Annotated in this window: 24 protein-coding genes; 6 read left to right on the top strand and 18 right to left on the bottom strand. The window is 73.8% G+C overall.

The annotated features are described in order from the left end of the window. Positions 1 to 55: 55 nt before the first annotated feature. Positions 56 to 703 (top strand): CGNR zinc finger domain-containing protein, encoded by a 648-nt coding sequence (locus ACZ4FH_RS04870; RefSeq protein WP_467302271.1) that lies wholly within the window; start codon positions 56 to 58, stop codon positions 701 to 703. Here ACZ4FH_RS04870 and sodX read toward each other — a convergent pair. Beyond that, on the bottom strand, positions 589 to 1,065 hold the full coding sequence (gene sodX, locus ACZ4FH_RS04875; RefSeq protein ID WP_467302273.1) for a nickel-type superoxide dismutase maturation protease: 477 nt from the start codon (positions 1,063 to 1,065) through the stop codon (positions 589 to 591). The genes ACZ4FH_RS04870 and sodX overlap by 115 nt on opposite strands. A 182-nt stretch (positions 1,066 to 1,247) precedes the next feature. Here sodX and sodN point away from each other — a divergent pair, with 182 nt between their 5' ends. Next, a complete protein-coding gene (gene sodN, locus ACZ4FH_RS04880; RefSeq protein WP_148020672.1) occupies positions 1,248 to 1,643 on the top strand; it encodes a superoxide dismutase, Ni in 396 nt (131 codons plus the stop codon). Between the two features lie 160 nt (positions 1,644 to 1,803). Here sodN and ACZ4FH_RS04885 read toward each other — a convergent pair whose 3' ends face one another. Further along, positions 1,804 to 2,187, bottom strand: coding sequence for a hypothetical protein (locus ACZ4FH_RS04885; RefSeq protein ID WP_467302274.1), 384 nt, complete (start codon positions 2,185 to 2,187; stop codon positions 1,804 to 1,806). Between the two features lie 169 nt (positions 2,188 to 2,356). Between ACZ4FH_RS04885 and ACZ4FH_RS04890 the strand changes: the two genes are divergently transcribed. Beyond that, a complete protein-coding gene (locus ACZ4FH_RS04890; RefSeq protein WP_467302276.1) occupies positions 2,357 to 2,914 on the top strand; it encodes an SMI1/KNR4 family protein in 558 nt (185 codons plus the stop codon). 43 nt (positions 2,915 to 2,957) lie between these two features. Here ACZ4FH_RS04890 and ACZ4FH_RS04895 read toward each other — a convergent pair whose 3' ends face one another. Continuing rightward, positions 2,958 to 4,580 carry a carbohydrate binding domain-containing protein gene (locus ACZ4FH_RS04895; RefSeq protein ID WP_467302277.1) on the bottom strand — a complete coding sequence of 541 codons (1,623 nt, stop codon included), beginning with the start codon at positions 4,578 to 4,580 and terminating at the stop codon, positions 2,958 to 2,960. Positions 4,581 to 4,758: 178 nt separating this feature from the next. Beyond that, positions 4,759 to 5,559: a lytic polysaccharide monooxygenase gene (locus tag ACZ4FH_RS04900; protein ID WP_467302279.1), complete on the bottom strand. Its 801-nt coding sequence runs from the start codon at positions 5,557 to 5,559 to the stop codon at positions 4,759 to 4,761. Positions 5,560 to 5,860: 301 nt separating this feature from the next. Between ACZ4FH_RS04900 and ACZ4FH_RS04905 the strand changes: the two genes are divergently transcribed. Next, positions 5,861 to 7,465: an amidase family protein gene (locus ACZ4FH_RS04905; protein WP_467302281.1), complete on the top strand. Its 1,605-nt coding sequence runs from the start codon at positions 5,861 to 5,863 to the stop codon at positions 7,463 to 7,465. An 11-nt stretch (positions 7,466 to 7,476) separates the two neighbouring features. Here the strand turns inward: ACZ4FH_RS04905 and ACZ4FH_RS04910 are convergent, their stop codons facing one another. The 4 genes from ACZ4FH_RS04910 to ACZ4FH_RS04925 form a co-directional block, all read right to left on the bottom strand. Beyond that, positions 7,477 to 8,607, bottom strand: coding sequence for a sensor histidine kinase (locus tag ACZ4FH_RS04910; RefSeq protein ID WP_467302282.1), 1,131 nt, complete (start codon positions 8,605 to 8,607; stop codon positions 7,477 to 7,479). Further along, a complete protein-coding gene (locus ACZ4FH_RS04915; RefSeq protein WP_467302284.1) occupies positions 8,600 to 9,295 on the bottom strand; it encodes a response regulator transcription factor in 696 nt (231 codons plus the stop codon). Before ACZ4FH_RS04915 ends, ACZ4FH_RS04910 begins: the two co-directional genes overlap by 8 nt. A gap of 9 nt (positions 9,296 to 9,304) precedes the next feature. Then, positions 9,305 to 10,006 carry a VanZ family protein gene (locus tag ACZ4FH_RS04920; protein ID WP_467302286.1) on the bottom strand — a complete coding sequence of 234 codons (702 nt, stop codon included), beginning with the start codon at positions 10,004 to 10,006 and terminating at the stop codon, positions 9,305 to 9,307. 126 nt (positions 10,007 to 10,132) lie between these two features. Beyond that, complete coding sequence (locus tag ACZ4FH_RS04925; RefSeq protein WP_467302287.1) at positions 10,133 to 11,602, bottom strand: MFS transporter; 1,470 nt, start codon at positions 11,600 to 11,602, stop codon at positions 10,133 to 10,135. A 111-nt stretch (positions 11,603 to 11,713) separates the two neighbouring features. Between ACZ4FH_RS04925 and ACZ4FH_RS04930 the strand changes: the two genes are divergently transcribed. Beyond that, on the top strand, positions 11,714 to 12,349 hold the full coding sequence (locus ACZ4FH_RS04930; protein ID WP_467302288.1) for a TetR/AcrR family transcriptional regulator: 636 nt from the start codon (positions 11,714 to 11,716) through the stop codon (positions 12,347 to 12,349). A gap of 19 nt (positions 12,350 to 12,368) precedes the next feature. Here ACZ4FH_RS04930 and ACZ4FH_RS04935 read toward each other — a convergent pair whose 3' ends face one another. From ACZ4FH_RS04935 to ACZ4FH_RS04960, 6 genes are all read right to left on the bottom strand, one after another. Continuing rightward, positions 12,369 to 12,992: a nucleotidyltransferase domain-containing protein gene (locus ACZ4FH_RS04935; RefSeq protein ID WP_467302289.1), complete on the bottom strand. Its 624-nt coding sequence runs from the start codon at positions 12,990 to 12,992 to the stop codon at positions 12,369 to 12,371. A 54-nt stretch (positions 12,993 to 13,046) separates the two neighbouring features. Beyond that, a complete protein-coding gene (locus tag ACZ4FH_RS04940) occupies positions 13,047 to 13,970 on the bottom strand; it encodes an SDR family oxidoreductase (protein ID WP_467302290.1) in 924 nt (307 codons plus the stop codon). Further along, positions 13,967 to 14,311: a DUF952 domain-containing protein gene (locus ACZ4FH_RS04945; protein ID WP_383634874.1), complete on the bottom strand. Its 345-nt coding sequence runs from the start codon at positions 14,309 to 14,311 to the stop codon at positions 13,967 to 13,969. Before ACZ4FH_RS04945 ends, ACZ4FH_RS04940 begins: the two co-directional genes overlap by 4 nt. Before the next feature lie 9 nt (positions 14,312 to 14,320). Then, a complete protein-coding gene (locus tag ACZ4FH_RS04950; RefSeq protein WP_467302291.1) occupies positions 14,321 to 15,643 on the bottom strand; it encodes a choice-of-anchor A family protein in 1,323 nt (440 codons plus the stop codon). A gap of 110 nt (positions 15,644 to 15,753) precedes the next feature. After that, entirely contained in the window at positions 15,754 to 16,767 is a 1,014-nt protein-coding gene (locus ACZ4FH_RS04955) for an NAD-dependent epimerase/dehydratase family protein (protein WP_467302292.1), read from the bottom strand. Between the two features lie 119 nt (positions 16,768 to 16,886). Then, positions 16,887 to 17,834 carry a LysR family transcriptional regulator gene (locus ACZ4FH_RS04960; RefSeq protein ID WP_467302294.1) on the bottom strand — a complete coding sequence of 316 codons (948 nt, stop codon included), beginning with the start codon at positions 17,832 to 17,834 and terminating at the stop codon, positions 16,887 to 16,889. Positions 17,835 to 18,113: 279 nt separating this feature from the next. Here ACZ4FH_RS04960 and snpA point away from each other — a divergent pair, with 279 nt between their 5' ends. Continuing rightward, positions 18,114 to 18,788, top strand: a complete 675-nt coding sequence (snpA, locus tag ACZ4FH_RS04965) for a snapalysin (RefSeq protein ID WP_383634866.1) — start codon at positions 18,114 to 18,116, stop codon at positions 18,786 to 18,788. A gap of 76 nt (positions 18,789 to 18,864) precedes the next feature. Here the strand turns inward: snpA and ACZ4FH_RS04970 are convergent, their stop codons facing one another. The 4 genes from ACZ4FH_RS04970 to ACZ4FH_RS04985 all read right to left on the bottom strand — a co-directional run bounded on the left by ACZ4FH_RS04970 (position 18,865) and on the right by ACZ4FH_RS04985 (position 22,394). After that, positions 18,865 to 19,224 carry a GntR family transcriptional regulator gene (locus tag ACZ4FH_RS04970; RefSeq protein ID WP_467302296.1) on the bottom strand — a complete coding sequence of 120 codons (360 nt, stop codon included), beginning with the start codon at positions 19,222 to 19,224 and terminating at the stop codon, positions 18,865 to 18,867. A gap of 2 nt (positions 19,225 to 19,226) precedes the next feature. Then, the gene (locus ACZ4FH_RS04975) at positions 19,227 to 20,204 is read right to left on the bottom strand and encodes an SdpI family protein (protein ID WP_467302297.1); all 978 of its coding nucleotides are present in this window, start codon (positions 20,202 to 20,204) and stop codon (positions 19,227 to 19,229) included. Positions 20,205 to 20,292: 88 nt separating this feature from the next. Continuing rightward, positions 20,293 to 20,961 (bottom strand): DUF6304 family protein, encoded by a 669-nt coding sequence (locus tag ACZ4FH_RS04980; protein WP_467302298.1) that lies wholly within the window; start codon positions 20,959 to 20,961, stop codon positions 20,293 to 20,295. A gap of 389 nt (positions 20,962 to 21,350) precedes the next feature. Beyond that, positions 21,351 to 22,394 carry a family 2 encapsulin nanocompartment cargo protein polyprenyl transferase gene (locus ACZ4FH_RS04985; protein ID WP_467302299.1) on the bottom strand — a complete coding sequence of 348 codons (1,044 nt, stop codon included), beginning with the start codon at positions 22,392 to 22,394 and terminating at the stop codon, positions 21,351 to 21,353. Positions 22,395 to 22,543 lie beyond the last annotated feature (149 nt).

Below are 22,543 nucleotides of genomic sequence, written 5' to 3' on the forward strand. Positions count from 1 at the left end.
CAGCCCATTACTTCACCACCGGACCGACTTTAGACCGACGCCGTAAGGACTACAAGTGGAACTGGCCTATTACTCGGACTACGCCGTGCGCCTGGTCAACACCGAGGAGCCGGCCCGCGGCAAGGACACGCTCACCTCGGTCGAGGCGGTCCGCGAACTGTTCGGCGTCAACCAGCAGGCGGCGCGGCGCGCGACGGACGCGGACGTGACGCGTTTCCGGTCGGTACGGGCCCGGCTGCGGGCGGTCTTCGAGGCGGCCGACACCGGCGACGAGACCCTGGCGGTCGACCTGCTGAACTCCCTGCTGCTGGAGTTCCCGGTGAGCCCGCAGATCTCCGGGCACGACCACCGGGACTCGGACGGGAAGCCCGACTGGCACATGCATCTGGCCGACCACCCGTCCAACGCCACCTCGGGCTACGCGGCGATCGCGGCGATGGGGCTCGCCTTCCACCTGACCTCGTACGGCGCGGACCGGCTCGGCCTGTGCGAGGCGGCGCCGTGCCGCAACGCCTACCTCGACACCTCGACCAACCGCTCGCGCCGCTACTGCTCGGACCGCTGCGCGACCCGTGCCAACGTGGCGGCCTACCGGGCCCGCAAACGCCTGGAGACCGAACGCGCCGCCGCGCCCGGCCGCGCCGACGAGACCGGCCGCAGCGCGGACACGGCCCAGCCGACGGCGCCCAGCACCGAGCGCTGATCCTTCGTCAGCGGCCGGTACCGCACCAGGACCCTGGCCAGCACCAGCTCCTCCGGCACCACCCCGTAGTCCGTGCTGTCCCCGCCCGCGAACGTGTTGTCCCCCAGCACCCACCATCCGCCGGCCCGCCGCTCCGCGGCCCGCTTCACCACCAGCAGGTCCTGCTGGAACGGATGACGCAGGATCACCACGTCCCCGGTCCGCACCCGCGCCCCGTACCGCACGAGCAGCCAGTCCCCGTGATGGAGCGTGGGCACCATCGAGGGCCCCGTCACCTCCACCACCTGGAACCGCGCCCGCGCCCCCGCCCCCCGTCCGGGCTGCTCCCCGGCCGGCTCCGGCACCTCAGGCACCTCCCGCATCTCTCCCGCACCTCCCCGGTCCGTCCCGTACACCGTGTCCCCCACAGGGTTACGTACATTCGGCCACTGGTCTCATCCTCACCCTGGACTTTTGGCCTAAGCCCATGGGGGCACCCACGAATTCACGTCTCTCACGGAGTAATGTCCCACCTGAGAAGACGATCACGAGGAAGGACAGCTCCATGCTTTCCCGCCTGTTTGCCCCCAAGGTGAAGGTCAGCGCCCACTGCGACCTCCCCTGCGGCGTGTACGACCCGGCCCAGGCCCGCATCGAGGCGGAGTCCGTCAAGGCCGTCCAGGAGAAGTACCAGGCCAACGAGGACCCGCACTTCCGGGCCCGCGCGGTGGTCATCAAGGAGCAGCGCGCCGAGCTGGCGAAGCACCACGTCTCCGTGCTGTGGAGCGACTACTTCAAGCCCCCGCACTTCGAGAAGTACCCCCAGCTCCACCAGCTGGTCAACGACGCCCTCAAGGCCCTCTCGGCCGCCAAGGGCTCGACCGACCCGGCGACGGGCCAGAAGGCCCTCGACCTGATCGCCGAGATCGACAAGATCTTCTGGGAGACCAAGAAGGCCTGATCTCCCTCTGAACGGCCTGACCTGCACCTCCGCGGGTCACGCCGCTCAGCTGCCCGCACCCGGGCCGCAGTCCGCCGACCACGGCGTCGCTGACGGCCCGGGTGCGGTCTGCTTTTCCGGGCCGTTGACGGGGGCCGGCGAACCCCGTCGGACGACAAGGTCAGCCGACGTCGTCCGCATCGCCTCGCAGTCCCCACGCGTCGAGTCCGGAGTAGACCACCGCGACGCGCCCTCTCGGGAAGTTGAGCGCCGTGGCCTCCCCGCCGTAGACCGCCACCAGGGAGTCGGGCCCTCTCCACCAGGTGTCGGACAGGCCCCGCACCTCGCGCACGGGCGCGTAGCCGTTCAGGTCGATGCCATCGGCGTCGTCACCGACGAACTGGGTGATCTGTTTGGCCCACAGGGATGCGTGGTGGGCCAGGGCGATCGACTCCACCCAGCCCTCGACGGGGCGCACGTCGACCTTGACGCCGTGCACGGCGACGAAGTACCGCGCTCGCCGGGTCAGGCCGTCGGGCACATCGTCGATGAGGTGAGGATTCACCCGGGGGACGCTACCCAGGAGCCGCGGGGAAGGCATCCTGATTCACCGGCAGCCCGAACGGCGTACCGGCTGGAGTCACCGCCCGCGTGGAACGGCAGCAGGTACGGTGCCGGATGCATGGCGCCAGTGCTTGGAGAGGGGTACGCCGCTCCCTCACTACGCTGCCGGTATGGACACCCCGCTGACCCCCGACGCCGCCCGCGCCCTTCAAGGGCTGCTCCGGACCGAGATCGGGCCGGGGCTCACCGAGCAGGAACTCGACGCCGCCGAAAGCCGGTTCGGGTTTGTGTTCGCGGCTGATCATCGGGCTTTTCTCTCCGTCGGGCTGCCCCGGGGGGCAGCACGCTGGCCCGACTGGCGGGACGGTGACCACGAGGAGTTGGCGGCACGGCTGGCGCGGCCGGTGGAGGGGGTGCTGTTCGACGTGGAGTACAACGGGTTCTGGTATCCGGGGTGGGCGCCCAGGCCGGCCGGCACGGACGAGGCGGTGCGGGTCGCGCGGAGTGAACTGGAGGGTGTGCCGCAGCTGGTGCCGGTGTACGGGCACCGGTATCTGCCGGGGGTGGGGGGTGCGGGCGGGCATCCGGTGCTGTCCGTGGTCCAGACGGACATCATCGTGTACGGGAACGATCTCGCCGACTATGTGCGGCATGAGTTCGGCGGGCGGGCGAGCGACCTCGGGGGGCGGGTCACCGTGGACTTCTGGTCGTACTTCGTCGAGGAATGACCCGGCGTACGCCCCCGGGAGGAAGGGCGTACGCCGGGGCGGGTCACCCGGTGAACCCTGCCGTGATGGAGGTGAACTGCCAGGCCGGGCGGTCCCGGTTGACGGCCCAGAAGGCGAGCCGGCCGAGGTCGTGGGCGTTGGCCCAGTCGCGGATCTGGGTCCAGATCTGGGCGGTGGTGACCTCACCGGCGTCGCTGGAGTCGTTCATGCCGGAGATGCCGATGTGGTGGTAGGCCTGCTCGTCGGTCCAGCCGAAGGTGGAGACGAGCTTGGCCTTGAGGCCTTCGGTGGCCTTGACGGTGTTGCCGTACATATCGGCCTGGCCGCCGAAGTTGAACGGCATGATCGTGAAGTTGTCGATGTCGGCGCCGAGGGCCTGGGCGCGTTCGATGAGGCGGTTGCCCCAGGAGTTGGGGCCGGTGTTGAGGGTGGGGATGGTGACGATGGTGCGAAGGCCGGGGTTGTTCTGCTTGACGGTCTTCAGGGCGCCGAGGATGCGGTCCTGGACGGCCGCGTTCTCGAACTCGTCGGTGTTCTCGATGTCGATGTCGATGGCCTTGAGGTCATAGGCGTCGATGACCTTCTGATAGGCGCCGGCCAGTGCCTCGGTGGTGGAGCAGTTGGGGCCGAGCTTGTTTCCGCTCCAGCCGCCGATGGAGGGGACGATATCGCCGCCGGCCGCGCGGATGGCCTTGATCGCGGCCTCGTCGGAGCCGCCGGTCAGGGGCCGCTGGCTGTCCCAGGCGGGGTTGCAGCCGTTCTGCGCGAGGACGAAGGCCATGGTGTACCACTTGATGCCGGTGGCCTGCATGACCTCGGTGGGGCTCGGCGGATTGCCCCAGCCGAGGTAGAGGTACGGGGCGGCCTGGACGAAGCGGTCGCCGCCGCCCCCGCCCTCACCGGTCGTCACGGTGACGGCCGCCGAGTCGGGCGACACATTGCCCGCGCGGTCCTTCGCCCGGACGGTGAAGCGGTACGCGGTACTGGGCGCGAGCCCGCCGACCGTCGCCGTGGTCCCCGTCACCGAGGTCGCGAGGGTGCCGTCGCGGTAGACGTCGTATCCGGTGACGCCGACGTTGTCGGTGGCGGCGCTCCACGCGAGCGAGACGCTGGTGGCGGTGGTGCCGGTGGCGTGCGGGGCACCCGGGGCCGAGGGGGCCTGCGTGTCGCCGGTGCCGCCGGGACCGTCGAGGCTGATGTCGTCCGCGTAGTACGTGCCCTGCCCGTACCAGCCGTGGAGGTAGATCTCCGCGCTCTGCTGCGAGGCCCCGGTCGTGAAGGAGACCGTCAGCTGCTTCCAGTCGGCGGCGGAGCCCGTCCAGGTGGACGTACCGCCCGTGACGCCGAGGTACGTGTACGAGCCGCGCACCCAGGCCGAGAGGGAGTACTGCGTGTTCGGCTGTACGGACACGGTCTGGGCGCACCGCGCGGTGTCCGAGGCGCTCGCGGCGCCGGCCAGGGCGCGGGTGCCGCCGTGCACGGGCGTGCTCACGACGGAGCCCGTGCTTCCCGAGCAGCTCCAGCCGCCGAGGGTGCCGGTCTCGAAGCCCGGGTTGGTCAGCAGGTTGGCCGCCTGGGCGGGGGTGGGGGTCATCAGTGCGCCGGCGCCGCCCAGCAGGGCGGCGGTGGCGCAGGCGAGCAGACGATGGCGGTATCGCGTTCTCACGCTGTCTCCCGGTGGGGTGGAGGAGATCCGATGCGGGGGGGGGAGGAGGGGGTGGCGAGTGGGGGTGCGCGCAGAGGCCGGGGGTGCGGGCGTGTGCGCAGCGGCCGGCGCGGGCTCGTCGGAAGGCCGCGCCGGCCGGTTGTGCTCGATTCGGGTGGTCGTGCCCGGTGGTACGGGATCAGCAGGCGCCGAGGTCCTCCCAGACGCCCCAGTCGCCGGTGGTGCCGGGCTCCTCGCCCGTCACCCACCACTTGGCCCGCCAGGTGTGGCCGTTGTGGGAGACGGTCTCGCCGCCGTTGTAGACGGTGCCGGCGCCCCAGGCCCCGGCCGTGCAGGTGCCCGGCTCCTCACCGCCGCCCCCGGTGCCGCCGTCGCCGCCGCCCGTTCCGCCGTCGCCGCCGCCCGTTCCGCCGTCACCGCCTCCGGTGCCGCCGTCGCCGCCGCCCGTACCGCCGTCGCCGCCACCGCCGATGTTGACGTCGATGCAGGCGTAGAACGCGTTGGCGGTGTCCGCGATGTTCCAGACGGCGAGGATCTTCTGCCGGCCGGTGAACCCGCCGAAGTTCAGCTGGTGGCTGACCGAGGCGGCGGGGATGCGGCCCCCGTCGTTGAACTGGGCGATCTTCGTGTCGCCGATGAAGTACTGCCAGTTGCTGGTGGCGTGCCGCGCCTCGATGGTCCACGTCAGGGTCTCGGTGGTACCGACCGGGGTGACGCGCCAGCCCTTGCTGTCGTCGTTCAGGTCGGCCCAGCGGGCGTCGCCGCCGCTGCACGTGCGCAGCCCCTTCGGGCCCTCGACGCTGGCCGGCTCCCACTTGATCTGGCCGCACTTGACCACGCCGTTGGCGCACTGGTCCTGCCGGCTGGCCGGGGAGACCACCCAGCCGTGGGCGCTCGCGGAGGGGGCGGGGAGGCTCAGGGCCACTGCGGGGGCGACCAGGGCGCCCAGGGCCGCGGCCCAGATCTTCTTCATGCGCATGACATCAATTTCCCTTCGGTACACGTCGGGTCCGCCCGGGGGAACGTACGACGTTGCCGATGAGGCAACCCCACATGCGAAGGTCTAGACCGACGCTTGCAGGTCTAGACCTTAGCGAAGGAGCGGGGGCCGTCAAGGGGCCTCGCACGGCCCTCCGCGCCCCTCGGAACGGGCGCACGGGCCCCGACCTGCGGCGCGAACACCCCTTGCAACGGGCGGAGTTGAGGCATCCGGAAGCACGGCGCGACGACGCGCCGGTACCTCTTGTGCCGTACGGCCCCCATGTAGTGGGGTGTGCGCCATGAAAACGAGAAGCATGGCGGCCCTGACCGCGATCCTGGTCGTGGCCCCGTTGGTCGCGGCGGCGCCCGGCTCCCCGGCGGCCGCCCAGTCCCGCCCCGGCGGCTCGGCGCGATCCGCCGAATCGACGCTGGTCGGCGGCATCGACCTCGACACGGTGACCATTCCCGAACTGCAGGCCCGGATGGACCGCGGTTCCCTCTCCTCGGTCCGGCTGACCCTCGCGTACCTGCGGCGCATCAAGGCCGTGGACCCGAGAATCAACGCGGTCCTGCGCACCAGTCCGACGGCCCTGAAGCAGGCGGTGGCCAGCGATCTCAGGCACCGGCTAGGCAGGACCCGCGGCCCGCTGGACGGCATCCCCGTCCTGCTGAAGGACAACGTGAACACCCGCGACCTGCCGACGACCGCGGGCTCCCTGGCGCTCGCCGGCAAGCCTCCGGCGGCCGACGCGGAGCTCGTCGCCAAACTGCGGGCGGGCGGCGCGGTCATCCTCGGCAAGGCCAACCTCTCCGAGTGGGCCAACTTCCGCGGGGCGAGGCCGACCTCGGGCTGGTCGGCGGTGGGCGGCCAGACCCACAACCCGTACGTCCTGGACCGCAACCCCTGCGGATCGTCCGCCGGTTCGGCCGCCGCGCTCGCCGCGTCGCTGGCCCAGGTGGCGATCGGCACCGAGACGGACGGCTCCATCGTCTGCCCCGCCGGGATGAACGCCGTCGTCGGGCTCAAGCCGAGCCTCGGCGTCGTCAGCCAGTCGGGCGTCGTACCGATCTCCGCCGAACAGGACACGGCCGGGCCCATGGCACGGAACGTCATCGACACCGCGCTCACCCTGTCGGTCATCGGCGGCGACACCGTACGCGCCGCGAACGCCCCGGACCTCGCCGAGGCGGCGGCCCGGCCCGGCGCCCTGCGCGGCAAGCGGATCGGCCTGTGGCGGCTGCCCGTCCTCGGGGCCGAGGTGGACGCCCTCATGACGCGCACCGCCGAGCGGCTGCGGGCCTCGGGCGCGACGGTCGTCGAGGTGGACCTGCCCTACCAGGACCGTCTGGCCGAACTCGAATTCCCGGCGCTGCTCAGCGAGTTCCACCGGGACATCGACGCCTACCTCGCCACCCGCGAGGGGCCGCGCGATCTGGCCGGGCTGATCGAGTTCAACCGCACCCACCCGCAGGAGCAGAGCTGCTTCGCCGGGCAGGAGCTCTTCGAGCAGGCGCTCGTCGCGCCGCCCACCACCGATCCGGCGTACGTGGCGATGCGCGCCGAGCTGGCGGACCTCTCCCGGCGCTCCATCGACGAGGTCATGGCCGAGCACCGGCTGGACGCGATCGCCTCCCCGGCGAACCCGCCCGCCTGGACCACCGACTGCGCCCGGGGCGACAACGACGTGATCCCGTCGTCCACCCCCGCCGCCGTCTCCGGCTACCCCTCGCTGTCGGTGCCCGCCGGCTTCGTCGGTGAACTGCCGGTCGGGCTGCTCCTGATGGCCGGCCGCCACCAGGACACCGAACTGCTCTCCCTGGGCGCGGCGGTGGAACACCGGCTGGACGGCCGCCGGGCCCCCCGCTACCTGCCCACCCTTCCCCCGGCCGGCCCCACCGGCTGAGCCCTCCGGCGTCAGCCGCCCGCGCCCGGCAGCCGGACCGTCACGACGAGTCCGCCGGCCGGGCGCGGGGTGAGGGACAGGGTGCCGGAGTGGGCGCGAACGACGCTGTCGACGAGGGCGAGTCCGAGCCCCACGCCCGCGTGCTCGTCGGTGCGGGTGCGTTCCGTGCCGCGCTGGAAGGGTTCGACGAGCGTGTGGACCGGTCCGGGCGGGAGCACGGGGCCGGTGTTCTCGACGCGGAGCACGCTCGTCCCGCCGTCGGTACCGGTGCGGACGGTCACCGTGCCGTGGTCGGGGAGGTTGTGGACCAGGGCGTTCTGGACCAGGTTGGTCACCATCCGCAGCAGCAGCTCGGGGGAGCCGGTCACCGGGGCCGCTCCCCCGGTCACGTCCAGCGCGTGACCGCGCGCTTCGGCCAGGGGCAGCAGGGTCTCGGCGGCCTCCTCGGCCAGGAGCGAGAGGTCGGCCGGTTCGGGAGCGGCGAGGCCCCGGTCGCTGCGGCTGAGCAGCAGCAGCGCCTCCGTGAGGTCGATCGCCCGGGTGTTGACCGCGTCCAGCCGGTCGAGGAGTGCGTCCCGGTCGCGGCCCGGATCCTTGCGGGCGACGTCCAGCAGGGTCCGCGAGATGGCCAGCGGGGTGCGCAGTTCGTGCGAGGCGTTCGCGGCGAAGCGCCGCTGCTCGTCGACGTGGGACTCCAGCTGTCCGAGCATCGAGTCGAAGGCGTCCGCCAGCTCCCGGAACTCGTCCCGGCGGCCCGTCATCCCGATCCGGTGCGAGAGGGTCCCGGTGCCCGCGGTCCGGGCCGCGTCCGTGATCGCGGCGAGCGGCGCCAGCATCCGCCCGGCCAGGATCCAGCCGCCCGCCAGCCCCAGGACCAGCAGGAACACCAGCACGGCGGCGGCCCTGGGGGCGAAGACCCGCAGGAGGTTGGAGCGTACGGGGAACACCCCGTGCACCGGCGCGCCGTCGGTGACGAGCAGGGCCCGCTCGGGGACGTACCGCAGGAGGAACAGCCACACCGCCGCGAGCAGCAGGGTCCCCGCCAGCATGAGGAATCCGGCGTAGCTGAGGGTGAGTTTCAGACGGACGCTCGGGCCGGACGCCCGGTCGGCGGGGCGGCGGCCGCCCGGTGCCCTACGCATGGTCCGACGGGTCCGTTCCGGGCTCCGGACGGGCCTCGATCCGGTAGCCGACCCCCGGCACCGTCGCGATGACCCAGGGTTCGCCGAGCCGCTTGCGCAGGGCGGAGACGGTGATGCGGACGGCGTTGGTGAACGGGTCGGCGTTCTCGTCCCAGGCGCGGGCCAGCAGGTCCTCGGCGCTGACCACCCCGCCCTCGGCCGCGAGCAGCACCTCCAGGACGGCGAACTGCTTGCGGGTGAGGGCGACGTGGTTCCCGTCGCGGAGGACCTCGCGGCGGAAGGGGTCCAGGCGCAGTCCGGCCAGTTCGCGGACCGGGGGGCGGGGGTGCGCGCGTCTGCGGTCGAGCGCGCGCAGCCGCAGGACGAGTTCGCGCAGGTCGAACGGTTTCGTCAGATAGTCGTCGGCGCCCAGTCCGAAGCCGGTGGCCTTGTCGTCGATCCGGTCGGCGGCGGTCAGCATGAGGATCGGGGTGCCGCTCCCGGAGGCGACGATGTGCCGGGCCACCTCGTCGCCGGAGGGTCCCGGGATGTCGCGGTCGAGGATCGCGGCGTCGTAGGTGTGGACGGACAGCAGTTCCAGAGCGGTGTCCCCGTCGCCCGCGATGTCCGAGGCGATCGCCTCCAGCCGCAGCCCGTCCCGTACCGCCTCGGCCAGGTACGGCTCGTCCTCCACGATCAGTACGCGCATGCCGGAAGCCTAGGCCGCGTCCGGGATATACGGGGATGTCCGTGCGGGGGCCTTCGGCCGGGCGGCCCACCAGGGGCGCGAGACCAGTCCGGCCAGGGCGGCCCCGGCAGCGTTGACCAGGATGTCGTCCACGGAGGAGACCCGGTCCAGCCGGAACACGTACTGCGCGGTCTCGATCAGCGCCGAGCAGCCCGCCCCCAGGGCGAGGACGCGCGGCAGCGTGGCGACGGCGGCGTACCGGACCGGGGCGAAGGCCCCCACCGCCGCGAGGACGAGCAGATTGCCGATGATGCCGAACGGGCCCATCGTGACGAGGTCCCGCAGGGGGACCAGGCTGACGCGCGCGGGCGCGACCCCGGGGGCGGATCCCGGCATCATCGTCATCCAGACGAACGGGACCGTGCCGTGGACCATCGCCACCTCGGCCACCGAGGTCCGCCAGGGTGCCGTCTCCCCCGCGCGCCGCCGCCGGTGCGCCAGGGCCCACACGAGGAGCGCGGAGAGCGGCAGGGCGAGCAGGGTCAGGAGCACCACGCCGTTGAAGGTGCCGTAGCAGGCGTACCCGTTCCCGGAGAAGCAGCGCGGGGCGACCATCATCAGCGGTCCGCGCAGGACGAGGGCCGCGCCGGCCGTGCCGAGGACGGCCAGGACGAGGAGCACCGTCCGGTGGGTCCGGCCGGGCGGCGCGGACGGGGAGAGCGTGTCGTTCATACGTCCATCGCAGGGCATGGGGTGTTGCGGGGGCGTATGCGGAACCCGGTGCGTACGCGGCGGGGCCGGCCCGTTCGCGGTGAACGGGCCGGTCAAGGCCGGCTGCGGTGCGGGTGGTGGCGGGGGTCACTTCCCGGCCGCGCGGGGGCGGAGGAACGCTCCGGCGAGCAGGGCGCCCGCCAGGACGAGGCCCGCGTTGACCAGGACGGCGACGGTGACACCGGAGAGGACGGCATGCGGGCCGGTGGCGTCGAGTCCGGCCATCCGGGCGGTGACGACGGCGCTCATGACGGGGATGCCCAGGGTGATGCCGACCTGCTGGGTCATCGTGGCGAGGCCGGTGGCCAGGCCCTGTTCCTCGTCGGGGAGTCCGGAGGTGGCGGTGACCATGAAGCCGACGATCATCAGCATGTTGCCGACGCCGCCGACGAAGGTGGCCGCGAGCAGCAGCCAGATCCAGGCGCCGGAGGTTCCGAGGGCGACGAGTGCGAGGGTGGCCGCGGCCTGGACCGCTCCGCCGGTGACGATGGTCGCGCGGGTGCCGAGGCGGCCGACGACCCGGCCGGCGAGGGTGCCGCCGGTGACCGTGCCGAGGCCGAGGACGCCGAAGGCGAGTCCGGTGGCGAGCGGGGTGTAGCCGAGGACCTTCTGGAGGTAGAGGGTCAGCAGGAAGACCAGCGAGGTCTCGGTGACGAACGCGATCAGGCCGGTGGTGTTGCCCCAGATGACGCTGCGGCGGCGGAGGATGCGGACGGGGACGAGCGGGGCGGCCGCCCGGCGCTCGATGAACAGGAAGGCGACGAGGAGCACGGCCCCGGCGAGGAGTGCGGCGAGTGTGACGGGGGTGGTCCAGCCGCTCTCGCCCGCCCGGGTCAGCCCGTAGACGAGGAGCAGCAGACCGCCGGTGACGGTCGTGGCGCCGGGGATGTCGAGCCGGGGCCGGGTCGCGGGGCGGGAGTCGGTGAGGACGGACGGGGCCAGGGCGACGACGAGCGCGGCGACGGGGACGTTGACGAAGAAGGCCCAGCGCCAGGAGAGCAGATCGGTGAGGAGCCCGCCGAGGACGGCGCCCGCGGTGAAGCCGGCGGACATGAGCGCGCCGTTGAGGCCGAGGGCGCGCTCGCGCAGCGGGCCCTCCTTGAACGCCGTCGTCAGCAGGGCGAGTCCGGCCGGGGTGACGGCGGCGGTGGCCAGTCCCTGGAGGACCCGGGCGGTGAGCAGCACCTCGGGTGTGGTCGCCAGTCCGCCGAGCGCGGAGGCGAGTCCGAGGACGACCATGCCGCCGACGAAGAGGCGTTTGCGGCCCACGAGGTCGGCGATCCGCCCGAAGAGCAGGGTGAATCCGGCGGCGGCCAGGGCGAAGGCGGTGGCGATCCACTGGAGGTTCGCCAGGGAGAAGCCGAGTCCTTCGCCGACGACCGGCAGTGCCACGTTCAGGATGGAGAAGTCCACGGCGATCATGAACTGGGCGCCGAGGAGCAGGGTGAGGACGAGCCGCTGCCGGCCCGTCATACGGGGCGGCGCCGGTGCGGTGGCGCGGGCGGCGGCGGGGGCGGTGCCCGTGTCGCGTTGCGTGGCGTGGCTGGGTGCGGACATGGTCGTCCTCCTCGGACGTTCCTCGAACGGAAGTCTTAATGGTTCCGTGGTTCCGTTAAGATGGGGCGACCGTAGCAGAAGACGTGGCACTAATGGAACTGGAGACCCGTTATGACGTCGAAGGGTGTGGAGAGCGCGCGGAGCGCGGAGGGCGAGCCCGGTACGGTCCGGCCCGGCGGCCGGACCGCCCGGGTGCGCGAGTCCGTCCTGCGTGCGGCCGGTGACGCCCTGGCCGAGCAGGGCTTCGACCGGCTCGACCTCGCCGATGTCGCGCGCCGCGCCGAGGTCGGCAAGACGACGGTCTACCGGCGCTGGTCCACCCCCACCGGTCTGATCGCGGACCTGCTGGACGCCATGGCCGAGGAGTCCGTCCCGCGCGCCCGGACCGGCTCCCTCGCCGGGGACCTGCGGGCCAACGCCCGTCTGGTGCTCGACACGCTCGCCGATCCGCGCCAGGGCGCCCTGTTCCGCTCGGTGATCGCCGCCGCGACCTGCGACGACCGCACGGCGCAGGCCCTCCACCGCTTCTACGCGATCCGCATCGAGGAGTGGTCCGGCTGCGTCACCGACGCCGTCGAACGCGGCGAGCTGCCCGCCGGCACCGACCCCCACGAGGTGATCCGCGCCGTCTCGGCCCCGCTCTACTACCGCCTGCTGGCCAGCGGCGACCCGCTCGACGAGGCCGCCGCCGACCGGGCCGCCACCGCGGCCGCCGCCGCCGCCGAAGCCGGCGCGTACGTACGGTGAGGCGCCCGGCGGACCGCGGTCAGCCCGTGGCCGGGGCGCGCAGCTGGGCCGCCCAGGGGTGGCCGGCCCCCTCGGCCAGCGTGATCGTCTCGGTCAGCCAGGAGCGGCGGTCCTCGTCCAGCACGGCGAGCGCCTCCTCGAAGTCCCGCTCGTCCTTGGGCCGGGGCGACCGGGACTTGTAGAGGAGCTGGACCTCGGGCGCGAGGTGGGGGATCCCGTCGGCGGTGACCCGGCCGATCCGGTCCAGCGGGAGCCGGATGCGCGGATCACGGCGGTACACCCAGTCGCCGTCCACCACGTCGTCCAGCATGAACTGCACCCGCCACGGCTCGTCCGGGCCCGGCCTGCACCAGATGTCGTGGACCCCCGGCGGCAGGATCTCGCCGGGGAGCCAGGGCCGCAGCGTGCCGGGCGGATCGGCGGCCCACCACTGCGCTCCGGGCAGGATCCGCTGCACGGCGAGCTGGTCCCCCCGCGGCAGCAGGACGTCGAGATCGGCGTGGGCCCGGAAGGCCCGGCCCACGGCCAGCTCGATCGCGTACCCGCCGGCGATCCACCACGGCCCGCCGAGCGGGGCGAGCAGCCGCACCGCCTCGTCGAGCGCCATCGGCTCCCAAGGGCCCCAGGGGGTTTCCGTACGCATGGTGTTCCCGTCCGGATCGCACGGCCGTGACGGCGGATCCCGTGGTGGGTGCGGTCAGTCGTGCGTCAGCAGATGGCGGTAGCTCGCCGGGTGCTCGCGCAGATACGCGGCCAGGCTCGTCGCCGGACGGCCGGTGAGGCGCGGCACGGCGTCGGAGACCGTGGCCATCTCCCCCGCCGCGATGGCCTCGTACGAGGTCACCCAGCCGGCCACCTCCCAGTCCGGCGCCCCGTAGCCGGCGCGCGAGGCGTACGCCTCCTCCCGGGTCTCGGGCACATAGGTGACGGTCCGTCCGCTGGCCCGGCTCAGTTCCGCCGCGGCCTCGGCGAGGGTGAACGCCTCGGGGCCGGTCAGGTCGTACGTCATGGCGTCGTGCGTCGGGCCGGTCGGGTCGGTGTCGGAGAGCAGGACCGCGGTCGCCGCGTCGGCGATGTCCTCGTGGGCCACCGCGGCCACCCGGCCGTCGCCGCCGGGCCCGCGCAGGACGCCGTCGGCCCCGGTCATCGCCGGGAGGCCGGCGAGGTACCAGCTGTCGCGCAGGAAGGTGTACCGGACCCCGGAGGTCCGGATGCGGGCCTCGGTCTCCCAGTGGTCCCGGGCGAAGGTGAAGGTGGCGTCGGGCGCGGCGCCGAGGAAGGAGACGTACACGATCCGTTCGACGCCGGCCGCGACCGCGGCGTCCACCGCCGTCGTGTGGGCGCGCACCCGGTCCGGGCTCTCGTGCGCCGAGACGAGGAACAGGGTGCGGGCCCCGGCCAGCGCGCGCCGCATCGCCTCGCCGTCGTCGTAGGGGGCGGGCGGCGCGGCGACGGCGCCCGGCAGTTCGGGCAGCCGGGACGGATCGCGGCCCAGCAGCCGCACCGGCACCCCGGCCCGCGCCAGCCGGGCGGCGACCCGGCCGCCGAGCGCGCCGCTCGCTCCGGTGACGGCGGTCAACGGGCCCTCGGTGACGGGCTCGGACGGGTGAACGTCGTTCATACGGGGTCGCCTTCCTCGTACGGCCAGGGGCGCACCTCCACGACCGCCCCGACGGGAACCGGTCCGTAGATGTGCGGGAACTCCTCGCCCCCGGGCCGCAGCGCTTCGTGGCGCACGGGGGCGGACAGGCGCGCGGGGTCGATGACGAGGACCACCAGGTCCTCGCCGGTGTCCCCGGCGCCGTACAGCATGCGGGCCACCCCGGCGAGCTGATGGGGCAGCGAGCAGTGGATGAAGCCCTCGTCGCGCAGGGTGCGGCCGCGGGTGGACATCTCGTACGTCCCGGTCCCGCGGGCCGCCTCCCACAACGGGCGTTCCGTCAGGTGCAGCAGTTCGGCCATGAGCCCAAGCTAGCCGCGCCGGCGCGTCCTGCGGGCGATCACCGTGGCCGCCGCTCCGGCGGCCAGCAGGGCGGCGGCGATCCCGCCGATCACCCATTCACCGCCGCGCGCTCCCGTGTCGGGCAGTTCGCCGCCGGGGTGGGGCGGCGCGGGGCGGGTCGGGGTGGGCCGGGGGCCGGGGGTCGTCTGCGACGGGGACGGGCCGGGGGTGTCGGTGGGCGTCGGGGTGGGGGTCGGGGTGTCCGTGGGGGTGGGCGTCGGGGTCGGCGTCGGCGAGTCGGTGGGGGTCGGCGAGGGGGAGGGCTCCTCGCCGCAGTCCGGCAGATCGCCGTCGAAGGGGTAGGAGTGGAACTCCTGTCCGCCGGACTCCCCCTCCGAGGTGTGGGTGAGCGATCCGGCGCTGTAGAAGCGGCCGTTGACCCCGCTGACGGCGACGGTCGCCATGCTGGACGGCTGCCCGATCAGCACGCTGCCCTGGAACTGCCCGGTGCCCTTCAGCCCGACCTCGGTGGCGTCGGGGAAGTTCCACATCAGGCGCTCGCGCAGTCCGGCCTGGGGCAGCGAGCCCATGTACGTACTGACGCTGCGCGCGCTCCCGTACACGTTGACCAGCACCGTCGCCCCGTCCGGGACGTCGCGGAAGACGATGCCCGTCTGGCCGCCGGAGGCCGAGGTCACATCGGCGTCCACGGCGAAGACCTGGAGGGCGGAGGTCCCGTCTCCGGTGAAGTACGTGTCCGAACCGTCCCGCTCCACCGTGCCGTTGGCCGGGCGCCGGTGGTCGGCGTCGTCGTCGTACGCGTAGCAGTGGCTGGCCTCGGCCAGTTCCCCGCGGAGCGCGGTGTACGGCGCGGCGGCGTCCGGGTCGTGGACCGCGTCGGGGATCACGGTCCCGGAGAGGTCCCCGGCGTGGCGCACCACCCCGTGGTTCTCCCCCTCCTCGGCGAGGAGCCGCTTCCCGCTCTGGACCGTCAGATCGCCGCCCACGGTCAGATAGTCGGAGCCGTTGGGCGGCGGCACCCGCGAGCCCACTCCGGCCACGCCGACGTTGTAGATCTGCGAGGCCCCCTCCCGCTTCGTCATGTCGAAGCGGCCGAGGGCGACGATCTTCCCCTCGGCCTCCGCGGCGGCCTCGCGCACCAGGTAGTCGCCGCCCACATAGATGTTGATGTTGCTGTCGTGGTGGGTGACGGGATCGCTGTTGGGGTCCTGCCAGGACGAAGGGCAGTCGTCGCCGAGACAGGGGCCGAGCCCGCCCGGCAGCGGATCGGCGGCCGCCGTGGGGGCGAGAGCGCCCACGACGGCGGTCGCCGCCGCCACCGTCACCGCCACGCGGTATGTTTTGCCGCTTCTACTCTTCTTTGTTCCCATACAGCGCAATATGCAGGTTTATACGTCATTCGCGTGGCATGCCACGCCGGATGGCCCGGGGTCCGGCGCGCTCAGTCCGCCAGCAGCTTCGCCTCCACGGCCGGATCGAGGCCCACCGGCGGGCGGTCGGGGCGGTGCGGAGCCGTTCCTCCGATGCCGCACAGCCACGTCCAGGTGTCCGCGACGGTCTCCTCCACCGGCCGGCAGCGCAGCCCCGCCGCGTACGCCTTGCCGACGTCGCCCCGGTGGATCGCGTCGTACACCTCCCCCGGCGGCAGCCAGACCGGCAGGTCCGTCCAGGGGGCGACGCCCGCCGCGAGGATCCGCCCGGCATCGGTCCAGCGCAGTTCGGCGTCCGAACCGGTGGCCCGCACACAGGCGTCCAGCAGCTCGCCCAGGGTCGCGTGCCCGGAGCGGCTGGTCAGGTTGTACGGGCCGTGCAGCCCGGCCTCCGCGGCGTCCAGGAGCCAGCTCGCGAGGTCGCGGACGTCGATGTACTGCACGGCCAGGTCCGGTGTGCCGGGGGCGAGCACCGGGCCGCCGCGGGCGATCCGCGTCAGCCACCACGGCAGCCGGCCGATGTTCTCCCAGGGACCCAGGATCAGTCCCGCGCGGGCCAGCAGCGCCCGGTCGCCGAAGGAGTCCAGCGCCGCCAGTTCGCCGCCGCGCTTGGCCTCGGCGTAGCCGACGTCGTCGCCCGCGTCGGGCGAGGCGTCCGCGACCACCGGGCCGTCCTCGGGCAGGCCCGCCGGTGCCGGATCGGCGTACACCGAGCGGCTGGAGACGTAGGTGTACCGCGCGGCGCGGCCGGACAGCAGCCGGGCGGCGTCCCGGACGGCCCGGGGCGCGCCGCTCCAGGTGTCGACGACCAGGTCCCAGGCCGGGCCGGTGCCGCCGGAATCCGCCGCGGCGGCCAGCGCGGCCAGTCCGTCCGGTTCCGTGCGGTCGCCGAAGATCTCGGCTGCCCCGGGCGGGGCCGGGTGGCGGCCCCGGTGGAACAGCGTGGTCTCCCAGCCGCGCGCGAGCGCCGCCTCGGTGACCGCCCTGCCGACGAATTCCGTACCGCCCAGGATCAGAAGCCTCATGCGTCCGACTCTGCCCGGCCGCGCGCCGCACCGGAACGGTCCTCGCTCTGGGCTGAATCGGGGCCCGCTCCCTCGAAGTTCAGCCCTACGGGCGGACGGCGCTACTTTCCGGACACGCCCTAGCGGGCGAGCGGGCTGCGGTGGCGCAGCAGCCAGGCGTGGTAGTCGTCGGCGCGGCGGGCCGCCTCGCGGTAGGCCGCCTCCAGTTCGCCGTACACGGCCGTCGTGTCGGTGCCCGGCCGGGCGACCAGCAGCAGGCGGACGGCGAGCGGGTCGTCACGCAGCGGGCGGATCGCCATGTCGTCGCGCGGGCCGGAGGTGGGCTGGCAGGGGGCGACCGCCTCGCCGAGGACGATGAGCGAGGCGGCGGTGAGGTAGTCGCCGTGCAGGACGGTCGGGGCCAGACCGGCGGCTCCGAACACCCGGCGCAGCCCGTCCCATTCGCCGTCCACGGTCGGGTCGACCATCCACCGGTCGGCGGCCAGGTCGGCGAGGTCGACGACGGGCAGCGCGGCGGCCGGGTGGTCGCGGGCCATCGAGACGAACTGCGGTTCGCGCTCCAGGAGCACCCGTTGCTCCAGCCCCTCGGGCACGGGCAGCGGGCAGCCCTCCACCTCGTGCACGAAGGCCACGTCGAGCCGGCCGGCGTCGACCGCTCCCAGCAGCGCGCGGGCGGAGACGTCGACGCGGAGCGAGATGTCGGTGCCGGGCAGCCGGGTGCGGAGCCGGCGCAGCCAGCCGCCGATCACGCGGCTCGCGGTGCAGCCGATGCGCAGCCGGGGGCCGCCGGCGCGGGCGGCGTCGGCCTCCGCCTTGGCGTCGGTGACCAGCGCGCTCATGCCGTCGACGAGGGGGCGGGCCCGGCCGATGACGGCGCGGCCCAAGAGGGTGGGGCGGCAGCCGGTGCGTTCGCGGCTGAACAGTTCGGCGCCGAGCGCCTTCTCGATGCGGCGCAGTTGGGTGGTGAGCGAGGGCTGGCTGACCCCGAGCGTGCGGGCCGCCCGGTGCAGGCTGCCGGTGTCGGCGATGGCGCACAGCGCCCTGAGGTGTCTCACCTCAAGCTCCATGCCGTCGAGGGTAGGGCGGCTCCGCCACCGGCACCAGAGGGTGCTACGCCATCGAACACCCCGGATTCAGCGGGTGTTTGGCGTGATGTCGACCGGCCGTGCCCCCGGCCGGGGAGTCCTGTGCCGGGCGGGCGGAGGCGGGTGATAGGGCGGCGTTATCGGTGGTTGGCATCATCCGCACGGGCCCCGGTTCCCCGACACTCGCTGCGTACCGCCCCCGTCCTTGTCCGCTGACCGGACGGGGTCCCCCCAACCGGTAACCGGCAGGAGACACCCCCCATGAGACACCCCAGGACCGTCATGTCGGCCGTGCTCGGACTCGGCCTCGGCCTCGCCGCCGCGCTGGGCGGCGGCCCCGCGATCGCCTCCGCCTCCCCCGCCCCGGCCCCCGTGTCCGCCGGCGCCCCGACCGCCGCGTACGCCTCCTCCTCGGCGGCGCGGGAGAACGAGGCCGGGAACAAGGCGTTCTTCGAGGCGGTGGCCAAGTCCGTGGCCGAGAAGCGGGCGGCCAACCCCGGCGTCCAGGCCGTCACCATCGTCTACAGCGCCGCCAACGCCCCGAGCTTCCGTTCCCAGATAGCCGCGAGCGCCCAGATCTGGAACAGCTCGGTCTCCAGCGTGCGCCTCCAGGAGGGCTCGAACGCGGACTTCGCGTACTACGAGGGCAGCGACCCGCGCGGTTCGTACGCGAGCACCGACGGCCACGGCAACGGCTACATCCTGCTGGACTACGCGCAGAACCAGCAGTACAACTCGACCCGCGTCACGGCCCACGAGACCGGGCACGTCCTCGGCCTTCCCGACCACTACTCGGGCCCGTGCAGCGAGCTGATGTCCGGCGGCGGCCCCGGCACCTCGTGCACCAACCCGTACCCGAACGCCTCCGAGCGGAACCAGGTCAACTACCTCTGGCAGTGGGGCTTCGCGGCCGCGCTCGCGGGGGCCCGCTCCTGACCGTCCAGGTCCTTCCCCGCTGACGCCGGTGGGCCACCTCGCAGGACGGGGTGGCCCTTCGGCGTACGCGTGCGGCTCAGCCGGAGGCGAGTTCGGTGCGGACCAGGGTCAGCAGTTCGTCCTCCGTCAGGCCCAGTTCACGGGCCTCGGCGATCGCCTCGCGCAGCCGGTCCAGCAGGCGGGCGCGGTGCGGGGAGGCGCCGTCCGCGACGACGGCCCCCCGGCCCCGGCGCAGTTCGATCAGGCCCTCCTCGCGCAGCCGCTGGTAGCCGCGCAGGGCCGTGTGGACGTTCACCCCGAGGGATTCGGCGAGGACGCGGGCGGCGGGCAGCCGTTCGCCGGGGGTCACCGTGCCGTCGGCGACGGCACGGCGCACACAGGCCGCGATCTGGTCGCCGAGCGGCACGGTGGAGGTGGGGTCGACCCGGAAGAGCATGGTCAGTGTCCTGTCCGGCGGCGGTCGATGAGGGTGTTGAGGAGTGCGGCGCCGGTGGCGGAGTCGTCGACGGTGACCGCGAAGTCCCGGCCGTTCGCCAGCCGCGCCACGATGCCCTCGCCGGAGCGGATCATCACCCCGGTGCGCCCGGGACGGATCCGGTAGCCCCAGCCCCCGTATTCGAGGGGGCTGATGTCGCGGCTGGCCGCCGTCTCGATGCGGTCGAGCGGCACCCTGACGCGGGGCCACGGGAGCAGCCCGGAGACGGTGATGCCGCGCCGGTCGACGGTGACGTACGGGCGGGAGAACGTCGCCAGGAGCAGGCCCACGACCAGCAGGGGAAGGCCGGAGGCCCAGCCCGTGGTGACGATCAGGGCGACCCCGCCGGCGCCCGTCGCGGCCGCCGCCGCCGGCAGCCAGCGGGACCCGGCACTGCGCCCCCACCCGGCGACCTCGCCGTCGGCCAGCGCGATGCGTTCCGCGTCGGCCGTGATGTCCTTCGCGGGTTCCTCGGGTACGGGGAACAGCCCGGCCGGCAGCAGTCCGACGGCGAAGCCGACGGCACCGACGCCCAGTGCGGCGGCCAGGTGCCACATCGGGAACGAGACGTCCCGGGCGGCCCCTTCCGCGTCGACGGCGGCGTCCACGTTGACGTACAGGACCACGGCCATGAGGTAGCCCAGGAACGCAGCGGTGCCGTATCCGCCCGCGAGCGTCAGGGCGTACGAGCGGCCGCGGACCTTTCCGTTGGCGGGCATCGCCGCCCACAGCGCTGCCATGCCGACGAGCAGCACGGCGGTGACGACGAGGTACGAGCCGCGGTCCGCGTAGTCGTCCGCCCGGCCGTTGCCCACGAAGTGGCTGGCCACCCGGGCGGGCAGCCGGTCGCGCCAGGCGGCGTACAGGATCAGGTCGACGGCGAGCGCCAGCAGGAACGGCAACGCGGCGAGAGCGGCGCGGCCGATGGTCTTCCGGTTCATTAAAACCTCCCTTGTTCGCATGTTAGTAGAACAATGAAGGCGTGGCAAAGGGCCGGTCCGACGCGGGCGGACCGGCCCTTCTGCCGATTCAGGCCGTTTCGAGCGGGAACGCCCCGCGGTGGCCGGTGCCCGCGCCCGTGTCCGGGCGGGGTTCGAACTCCCGGCAGCTCCAGACCTCCTGGACGAAACCGCTGCGCCGGTCCCAGAGACCGAGCACATCGCCCTCGCCCGCCACCTCGCGGTACGCGTCCTTCGCGCCCCGGAAGCAGGCGAGGCCGCCCGACAGGCCCCGGCCCGGTGCCGGGAAGTAGTCCGAGAAGGCACAGGCGATGCACGTCTGGAGCCGGATCCCCGGCGGGAGGGCGCGCTGGATCGTGGCGAGCGCGGAGGCGAAGTCGTTCTCGGCCCGGTGGGACCGGAAGGCGGCGCCGCCGTAGCGCAGCTCCAGCGAGAGATACGGCTCCGGCCTGCGCAGCGACAACAGGCAGCTCAGCGTCGCCTGGTGCACCTCCCCCTCCGAGGTCACCGGGAACGGCAGGTCCCACTCCAGGAGGCAGTCGTCGAGCGCCCCGTCCGCGAGGGTGAACACCCCGCTCTCCCCGGCCACGCCCACGACGGGGCGCAGGGCGTCGAAGCTGCCGCCCTCGAAGTCGACGCCCCTGATGCGCAGGCGCAGTTGCTGTCCGTCGGTGGTGAGGATGACGGCATCGGATCCCTGTCGGTCCCGGTACCACCCGGCCCACGACTCATCTGTCATGGGCACGGACTGTAGCCCGTGGCACGGACATGCCCCCGGCCGCCCTCCGCTTACTCGGATCACCCCTGTGACCTCGGCCGATCCTCCTGCCCCGCATCTTCGCCGCACCCTCCCGTCCGGTCTCCGCCACGCCGCCGACGTCCTCCCTCCTGTTCCCGCCGCGCTCGCCGCGCGCGCCCGCCGCGCAGGGTCCGCGCCCGCACGCCGTTCCCCGGCCGGGGTGGCCGGTTCGGCGCGTTCCCTTCCCCGCGCCCCCCGGTTCCCCGCGGGGGCGCGGTCCGATCCGGCTCCGCCTCCCTCCTCCCCCTGGTCTCCGCCGCCTTCCGTCCCGCTCCCGGCCGGTGCCGGAGCGGGTTCCGGGCGCTCCCCGGCCGCGCTCCGGCGCGCGGTCAGTGCGTCCGGCGCGTGACGAACTCCGCGAGGGCCAGCAGATCGCCCGCCGCCGAGAGGTCCGGCACCGCCCGGGACAGGTGGTGCACCGCGCGGGCCATCCGGTCGGCGGCGCAGACCTGCGCCCAGTCCCGGCCGCCGGCCCGGTCCACGGCCTCGGCCGCCCGGCGCACCTCGGACGCCGTGTTCATCGGGCCGCGGTAGAGCGCGGCCAGTTCGGCCGCCGCCGGGGTGCCCGAGGTCAGCGCGGCGACGACCGGCAGCGACTTCTTGTGCGCGGCGAGATCGGCCCCGACGGGCTTTCCGGTCCGCGCGGTGTCGCCCCAGATGCCGATCAGGTCGTCGATGAGCTGGAAGGCCAGTCCGGCCTCCCGGCCGAAGCCGTCCATCGCGCCGACGGCCCGCTCGTCCCCGCCCGCGCAGAGCGCGCCCAGCGCGCAGGCGCAGCCGAGCAGCGCCCCGGTCTTGGCCGTGGCCATGGTCAGGCACTCGTCGAGCGAGACCTCCTCCGGGCCGCGTTCCTCGAAGGCGCAGTCGGCCTGCTGGCCGGCGCACAGCTCGATGACGCAGGTGGAGAGGCGGGCCGAGGCGCGGCCGGACACCGGCCGCGGGTCCTCGGCGAGGAGGCGCTGGGCCAGGGCGAGCATCGCGTCGCCCGCGATGACGGCGTCGGGGATCCCGAACACCGTCCAGGCCGTGGCCCGGTGACGGCGCGTGCGGTCCTCGTCGATGACGTCGTCGTGCAGCAGGGTGAAGTTGTGGGCCAGTTCGACGGCGACGGCGGCGCGCACGGCGTCGTCCGGGTCGCCGCCCAGCGCGCGGGCCGCGGCCAGCACGAGCGCGGGTCTGATCGCCTTGCCCGCACCGCCCGCGGCGGGGCTGCCGTCGGCGTTCTCCCAGCCGAAGTGGTACATGGCGACGCGGCGGATCGAGCCGGGCAGGGAGGCGATCGCGGCCCGCAGATGCGGATCGACGAGGGTCCGGGTGTACTCCAGGAGCGCCGCGGCCTCGTTGCCCTCGGTCGCGGCGTCGGTACGGGTCATGGTCAATCGGTCACCCCGGTCGTTGCCGTCCCGGCCCCGGCGGCCCGCCCGGTGGACTGGCCGGGGCGCCGGCCGCCGGGGCCGGGACGTGGTGGTTGCGGTGGGTGCGCCGGCGGCGGGCCGGCGGGGCCCGGACCGGGTCCGGGCCC

It is taken from the genome of Streptomyces sp. NPDC024555, assembly GCF_055559335.1.